Origin of the sequence: Polaromonas sp. (assembly GCF_012927415.1) — a bacterium.
Taxonomy (GTDB): Bacteria; Pseudomonadota; Gammaproteobacteria; order Burkholderiales; family Burkholderiaceae_C; genus Polaromonas.
Genome location: NZ_JABBPF010000148.1, coordinates 1 through 5,419 on the forward strand (window position 1 = coordinate 1; position 5,419 = coordinate 5,419).

Sequence of the window (5,419 nt, forward strand, 5' to 3'; positions counted from 1 at the left end):
GGCAGCGCTTGCCGCCGTGCGACAAGCCGACGCCTGCCAATATCCTGACGCGAGCTATAGCGCGCTGCGCCAGCAACTGGCCGCTTTTCACGGTGTGGACGTGCAACGCGTGCTGCTGGCGGCCAGCGCCAGTGAGTTCATTTTTCGCGCGACAGCGCTGGCAGCGCGGAAGGGTGGGCGCGCCATCTGGTTGCCGCCGCACAGCTACGGAGACTATGCGCAAGCCGCGCGCGCGCATCGGCTGGCAGTGGTGGCCTGTGCTGGCAAGGCCCAGTTGCTTTGGGCCTGTGAGCCCTCCAGCCCGCTTGGCGCGGCGCAAGCCGGTTTGCGTGAACTGGCCGATGGATGCGCGACAAGCACCGCGCTGGTACTCGACTGCGCCTACGAACCGTTGCGGTTGAGCGGCGCATCGACCCTGACTCCGGCACAGTTGCAAACCGTCTGGCAGCTCTGGACGCCCAACAAGGCGCTGGGTTTGACCGGCGTGCGCGCCGCCTACGCGATTGCGCCGGTGGGCGCGCGTGGAGCAGTCCCGGCGCTCGACCAACTCTGCGCCTCGTGGCCGGCGGGAGCGCATGGCGTGGCCATGCTGCAAGCCTGGTGCCGTGCCGACGTGCAGGACTGGCTGGCCAACAGCCTCACCATCCTGCGCAACTGGAAAGCACGGCAAATTGCCCTGTGTGAATCCATGGGCTGGACCTGCCTGCCCAGCGATGCCAATTTTTTCTGCGCCAGGCCGGTATTGCCCGTAGGCCTGAGCCTGCAGCAAGTGCTGGCCCAGCTGCGAAGCCAGGGCATCAAGCTGCGCGATACCGCCTCGTTTGGCTTGCCTGGTCATGTGCGCATCAGCGTGCTGCCACCCGTCGCGCAGGACGCACTGCGCAGTCTCTGGCATGAACTCATCAAGGCAAGTCAATGACCGCAAAAAGCGTTATGGTTTTAGGAACCACCAGCGGCGCTGGCAAGAGCTGGCTGACTACCGCGCTGTGTCGCTACTACACCCGGCAGGGCTTGAAAGTTGCGCCCTACAAAGCGCAAAACATGAGCAACAACGCCCGTGTGGTGGCCGATGGCGAAATCGGCAGCGCCCAGTATTTTCAGGCGCTGGCCGCGCGCGCGGTGCCCGATGTGCGCATGAACCCACTGCTGCTGAAGCCCGAAAAAGACACCCGAAGCCAGGTCGTGCTGATGGGGCAGGTCAACGCCGAACTTTCGCGTATGGAATGGCGCGGGCGGAGTCTGTCGGTTTGGCCGGTGGTGGCGCAGGCGCTGGACGAGCTGATGACCGAGAACGACGTGGTGGTGATTGAGGGAGCAGGCTCGCCCGCCGAGATCAACCTCAAATCCTGCGATATCGTCAACATGCGGGTGGCTCTTCATGCCAACGCCGCCTGCCTGCTGGTCACCGACATTGACCGGGGTGGCGCGTTTGCGCACCTCTACGGCACCTGGGCCATGCTGGACGACGCCGAGCGTCAGCTGATCAAGGGCTTTGTGCTGAACAAGTTCCGGGGCGATGCCAGCCTGCTCGCGCCGGGGCCGCAGATGCTGCAAGACCTGACCGGCGTCCCCACGGTGGCCACGTTGCCGATGTGGTGGCAGCACGGCCTGCCAGAAGAAGACGGCGTTTTTGACATGGTCACTACGTTCGGCACTGGCGTATCTCCTCTGCCAGCCGAGAAAGTAGCTCGGCCTTGGGGCGACCCGGCGGCCCGGGTGAAGGCGCCGGTTATTGCGGTCATCGCCTACCCGCGCATCAGCAACCTTGACGAATTCCAGCCGCTTAAAAATGTTCCCGGTGTACGCCTGAAATGGGTGCGCAGCCCGGCCGAATTGGTCGTTGCCGATTGGATCATCCTGCCGGGCTCCAAACAGACCAGCAGCGATCTGGCCTGGCTGCGGGCGCAGGGGCTGGACCGGGCGATTGCCGCTCACGCCGGCAAGGGCGGTGCGGTGCTGGGCATCTGCGGCGGTCTGCAAATGCTGGGCGAGGCGCTGATTGACCCGCACGGCATTGACGGCAACGGCCCCGGCCTGGGGCTGCTGCCGGTGGTGACCCGGTTCGATGAAACCAAAACCGTGCAGCACTGGCAGGCTGCGTTTGAGGGGGTGCGGGGGCTCTGGTCTCATTTGTCGGGCGTACAGGTGCGGGGTTATGAAATCCACCACGGCCAGACCGCGCTGCATTCAGCCATGGCCGCTGCGGGCGACCTTGCCTACCCGGTCATGCCCGAAGGCCTGGCCTGGCAAAACGCCACAGGCAATGTCCTGGGCCTGTATCTGCACGGCATGTTTGAAGACCCGCGCGTGCTTCAAGCGCTGTTTGGCGCAACCGTGCCGACGCTTGATTCGGTTTTTGAAGGGCTGGCCGATTACGTCGACCAGCATTTTGAGCCTGGCGTGCTGCAGTCTCTGATTGCGGCACGCTAAAGCCCTTGCTGCAAAAACCGTTCAGGCAGTTCATCCACAAAAAACGGATCTGTTCGTGCGGCGCTGCATGCCTGTCGGATCGTGAAACAAAAGCGTTGCCGGCGCCTGGTCATTCATGGGCTGAACAACACACTATTCCGACAGCGCATATCAACCTATTCCTACAAATTTGCAAACTTGCATAAACGAACCTGATATCGGAATATTCCATCAACTTATCAGGAGTCGTCATGCCCAGTTTTTCCAGAAGAAATATTGTTTGTACCGCGGCGGCTACTGGCGCGCTCGCGCTCATGTACGCAGTGCCAGCCACTGCGTCGAGCCACCGGGAAGCGCCCTTCATAAGCAATCAGTCCAAGGTTGACGGCACTGACTTGTACATGTTTCGAAGTTATGAGGCGGGTCGACAGGATTACGTCACGCTCATCGCCAATTACATCCCCTTCCAGGACCCGCAGGGCGGCCCCAATTTTTACCAGTTCGACCAGAACGGGTTGTATGAAATCCACATCGATAACGTCGGCGATGCGAAAGAGCATCTGACATTCCAGTTCCGCTTCAAGAATACGTCCAACAAACTGGCGCTGAAAATCGGAGACAAGAACGTACTGATCCCGCTGATCAACTCGGGCGCGATAAGCGCGGTCAATGATCCCAAGCTCAATGTGCGTGAAACCTATACCGTCGATCTGGTCAGGGGTGACCGGCGTAACGGAGGCAGAACGCGCCTGACCAACGCGGTCGGCGGAGCAGCTGAATTTGACAAACCGGTGGACAACATCGGCGACAAGGCATTTGGCAGTGCCAGCGGTTATGAGAGCTATGCGAACCAGCATATTTATCGCGTGGCCATTCCTGGCTGCGGCGAAGGCAAGGTATTCGTCGGCCAGCGCAAGGAGTCGTTTTACATCGCGGTAGGAAAGATTTTTGACCTGTTCAACCTGAACCCTTTGGGGGCCGAGGTGGGGGGCAACAAAAATGACCTCGAAGGCAAGAACGTCAGCTCGATTGCGCTCGAAGTGCCCATTTCCTGCCTGACGGCTGGTGGTGAGCCGGTCATTGGTGCATACACAACGGCCAGCTTGCGACAGGGGCGGCTGATCAACCCGTCACCAAAGGGTTTTAACAATGCCACCAAAGAAGGTGGCGCCTGGAGCCAGGTGTCGCGCTTGGGCATGCCGCTGGTCAATGAAGTGGTGATCGGGATGGATGACAAGGATCGTTTCAACGCCTCGAAACCGTCCGGTGATGCCCAGTTCCTCAACTATGTCACCAACCCGACCTTGCCGGCCGTCGTGGAGACTTTGTTTCCAGACGCCAAAGCCCCGACCAATTTTCCGCGTACCGATCTGGTCACGGTATTTCTGAAAGGGCTGGAGGGACTGAATCAACCTAAAAATGTGGTGCCGTCGGAAATGATGCGGCTGAACACCACGATTGCGCCGGTTGCTGCCGCGGCGCAAAATCCGCTCGGGGTTCCAGGCGGTGACAAGGCCGGCTATCCGAACGGGCGCCGCCCTGGTGACGATGTGGTTGACCTGTCCTTGCGGGTAGCCATGGGCGCACTCTGTGCCCTGACCGGTACTGGCGACACCCTGAAAGTGGGTTGCAAACCAGCCGACGCACCGGCCGGCGGCTTGGCGCTTACCGACGGCGTTCGTAAGGATGCAAGCACCTTCAAGGTCACTTTCCCCTATCTGAATACGCCAATTCCCGGCAACAACTGAGGAGAAAATGATGGGTAATCATATTTTCTTCAAGGTGGCCGCCTTATCGGTCCTGACCCTTGCGGTCGCTGCCTGTGGTGGAGATGGGGGAGATGGTGGCGGCGGTGGCGATGCAGGTTTTGGCCACGGCAATGGCGCGGCAACGCAAGACAGCTTTTTCAAGGTGGTGAGCGATGTCGTTGCCTCCAGCCGTGACGACAGCGAGCCAAGAGATGTTGACGCCATTTCGGTGACGACTCCCGAAAACTCCGAACCTGCATCACTGGACGGTTAGGGCGCAGGCCGACCGCAAGCCCGCGATCATTGATGAGGGCAGCTGCAGGTCGGCCAACGCCTGACGAAAGGGTCTTGGCGGTGGCTGGGTCCGTAGGGGTGGGATGAGCGGCCCTTGGGGAGCCAGGTGGTTGTTGTGCGAGCATCACGGCAATTGCCGCAAAGCGGATTGGCCACGCGGGTCCAGCCGTCGGGCGCTCGGCAACCTCAGCGCTTGGCTCGCGCTGGGCGAGCGCGTCTGCTATTCTTTCAACCGCCTCAAAGGCCCGAAGCAGGCCTTCAGTTCTTCCTTCTTGCAGACGATGAACTGGTCGCGTTTCGGGCTTAACTGGATGAAGCGGGTGAGCGGTTCACCCGATGCTTCATGCAGATCACCCGAGCAATCCCGTTTGCCGTTGGACTCCGTTACGGTTTCAACCAAGCGGTAAAAGCCCAGCAGGCTCGGCATCGCTGCTAGCTCGTAACGGCTCTGCGTCACTTCTTCACCGCTGGTTCCCGCGCGGGTTCCGTCGGTGCGGTAATGAAGGGTTTCAAGGCATGACTTGCCGGACGGCTTCCAGCTCCAGCTGCCTGCCAGCGGGTTGCCAACTGGGCTTGCGGCTGTGGTTGAATGAGTGGCCGCTACGGATTCGGCCGCCTGCGCAGTGCAAAAACAGCAAAGCAGGGCGGCGATAAGGGACAACTTTTGCAAATGGTGACTCCGAGGTGGTGAGGGCGACGGCGGGGAGCGATTTAACGTGAGTGGAGATCATTATTAAGGAATATTGTGAAGATGCCGGCGCTGCAGCGCCGTCGCCCGGAACTGCCGGGCCTTGCGCTGGACTGTTGGCTGGTTTTTCATAAAAAAAAGCCACAAGTCCAATAAGCACGGTTTTGGTGCGCTATAAAAGTAGTAGCATTCCGGGAATTTGAGCGGTCGCAGGGCCGGTATACTCGCCCGACCGGTGAAGACGGCCCGCGCGGCCCGGGCCCCCCGGGGCCGGGTGCTG

5 protein-coding genes are annotated in these 5,419 nt (G+C 60.7%); 4 read left to right on the forward strand and 1 reads right to left on the reverse strand.

All coding sequences use genetic code 11. The features are described 5' to 3' along the window. From HHJ19_RS12550 to HHJ19_RS12565, 4 genes are all read left to right on the forward strand, one after another. Positions 1 to 919, forward strand: a 919-nt coding sequence (locus HHJ19_RS12550; protein ID WP_296907898.1) for an aminotransferase class I/II-fold pyridoxal phosphate-dependent enzyme, incomplete at its 5' end; no start/stop codon positions are given. Then, positions 916 to 2,430 carry a cobyric acid synthase gene (locus HHJ19_RS12555; RefSeq protein WP_296907901.1) on the forward strand — a complete coding sequence of 505 codons (1,515 nt, stop codon included), beginning with the start codon at positions 916 to 918 and terminating at the stop codon, positions 2,428 to 2,430. The genes HHJ19_RS12550 and HHJ19_RS12555, both read left to right, overlap by 4 nt. A 230-nt stretch (positions 2,431 to 2,660) precedes the next feature. Then, entirely contained in the window at positions 2,661 to 4,157 is a 1,497-nt protein-coding gene (locus HHJ19_RS12560; protein ID WP_296907904.1) for a DUF4331 domain-containing protein, read from the forward strand. A 10-nt stretch (positions 4,158 to 4,167) separates the two neighbouring features. After that, positions 4,168 to 4,431, forward strand: a complete 264-nt coding sequence (locus tag HHJ19_RS12565; protein WP_296907906.1) for a hypothetical protein — start codon at positions 4,168 to 4,170, stop codon at positions 4,429 to 4,431. A 240-nt stretch (positions 4,432 to 4,671) separates the two neighbouring features. On the opposite strand, the gene HHJ19_RS12570 is transcribed toward HHJ19_RS12565, so the two are convergent. Further along, complete coding sequence (locus HHJ19_RS12570; RefSeq protein ID WP_296907909.1) at positions 4,672 to 5,121, reverse strand: hypothetical protein; 450 nt, start codon at positions 5,119 to 5,121, stop codon at positions 4,672 to 4,674. Positions 5,122 to 5,419: the final 298 nt, after the last annotated feature.

Bases quoted from the DNA above. Each gene is read 5' to 3' on its own strand.
- HHJ19_RS12555 (WP_296907901.1), top strand. From the start codon at position 916: ATGACCGCAAAAAGCGTTATGGTTTTAGGAACCACCAGCGGCGCTGGC.
- HHJ19_RS12560 (WP_296907904.1), top strand. From the start codon at position 2,661: ATGCCCAGTTTTTCCAGAAGAAATATTGTTTGTACCGCGGCGGCTACT.
- HHJ19_RS12565 (WP_296907906.1), top strand. From the start codon at position 4,168: ATGGGTAATCATATTTTCTTCAAGGTGGCCGCCTTATCGGTCCTGACC.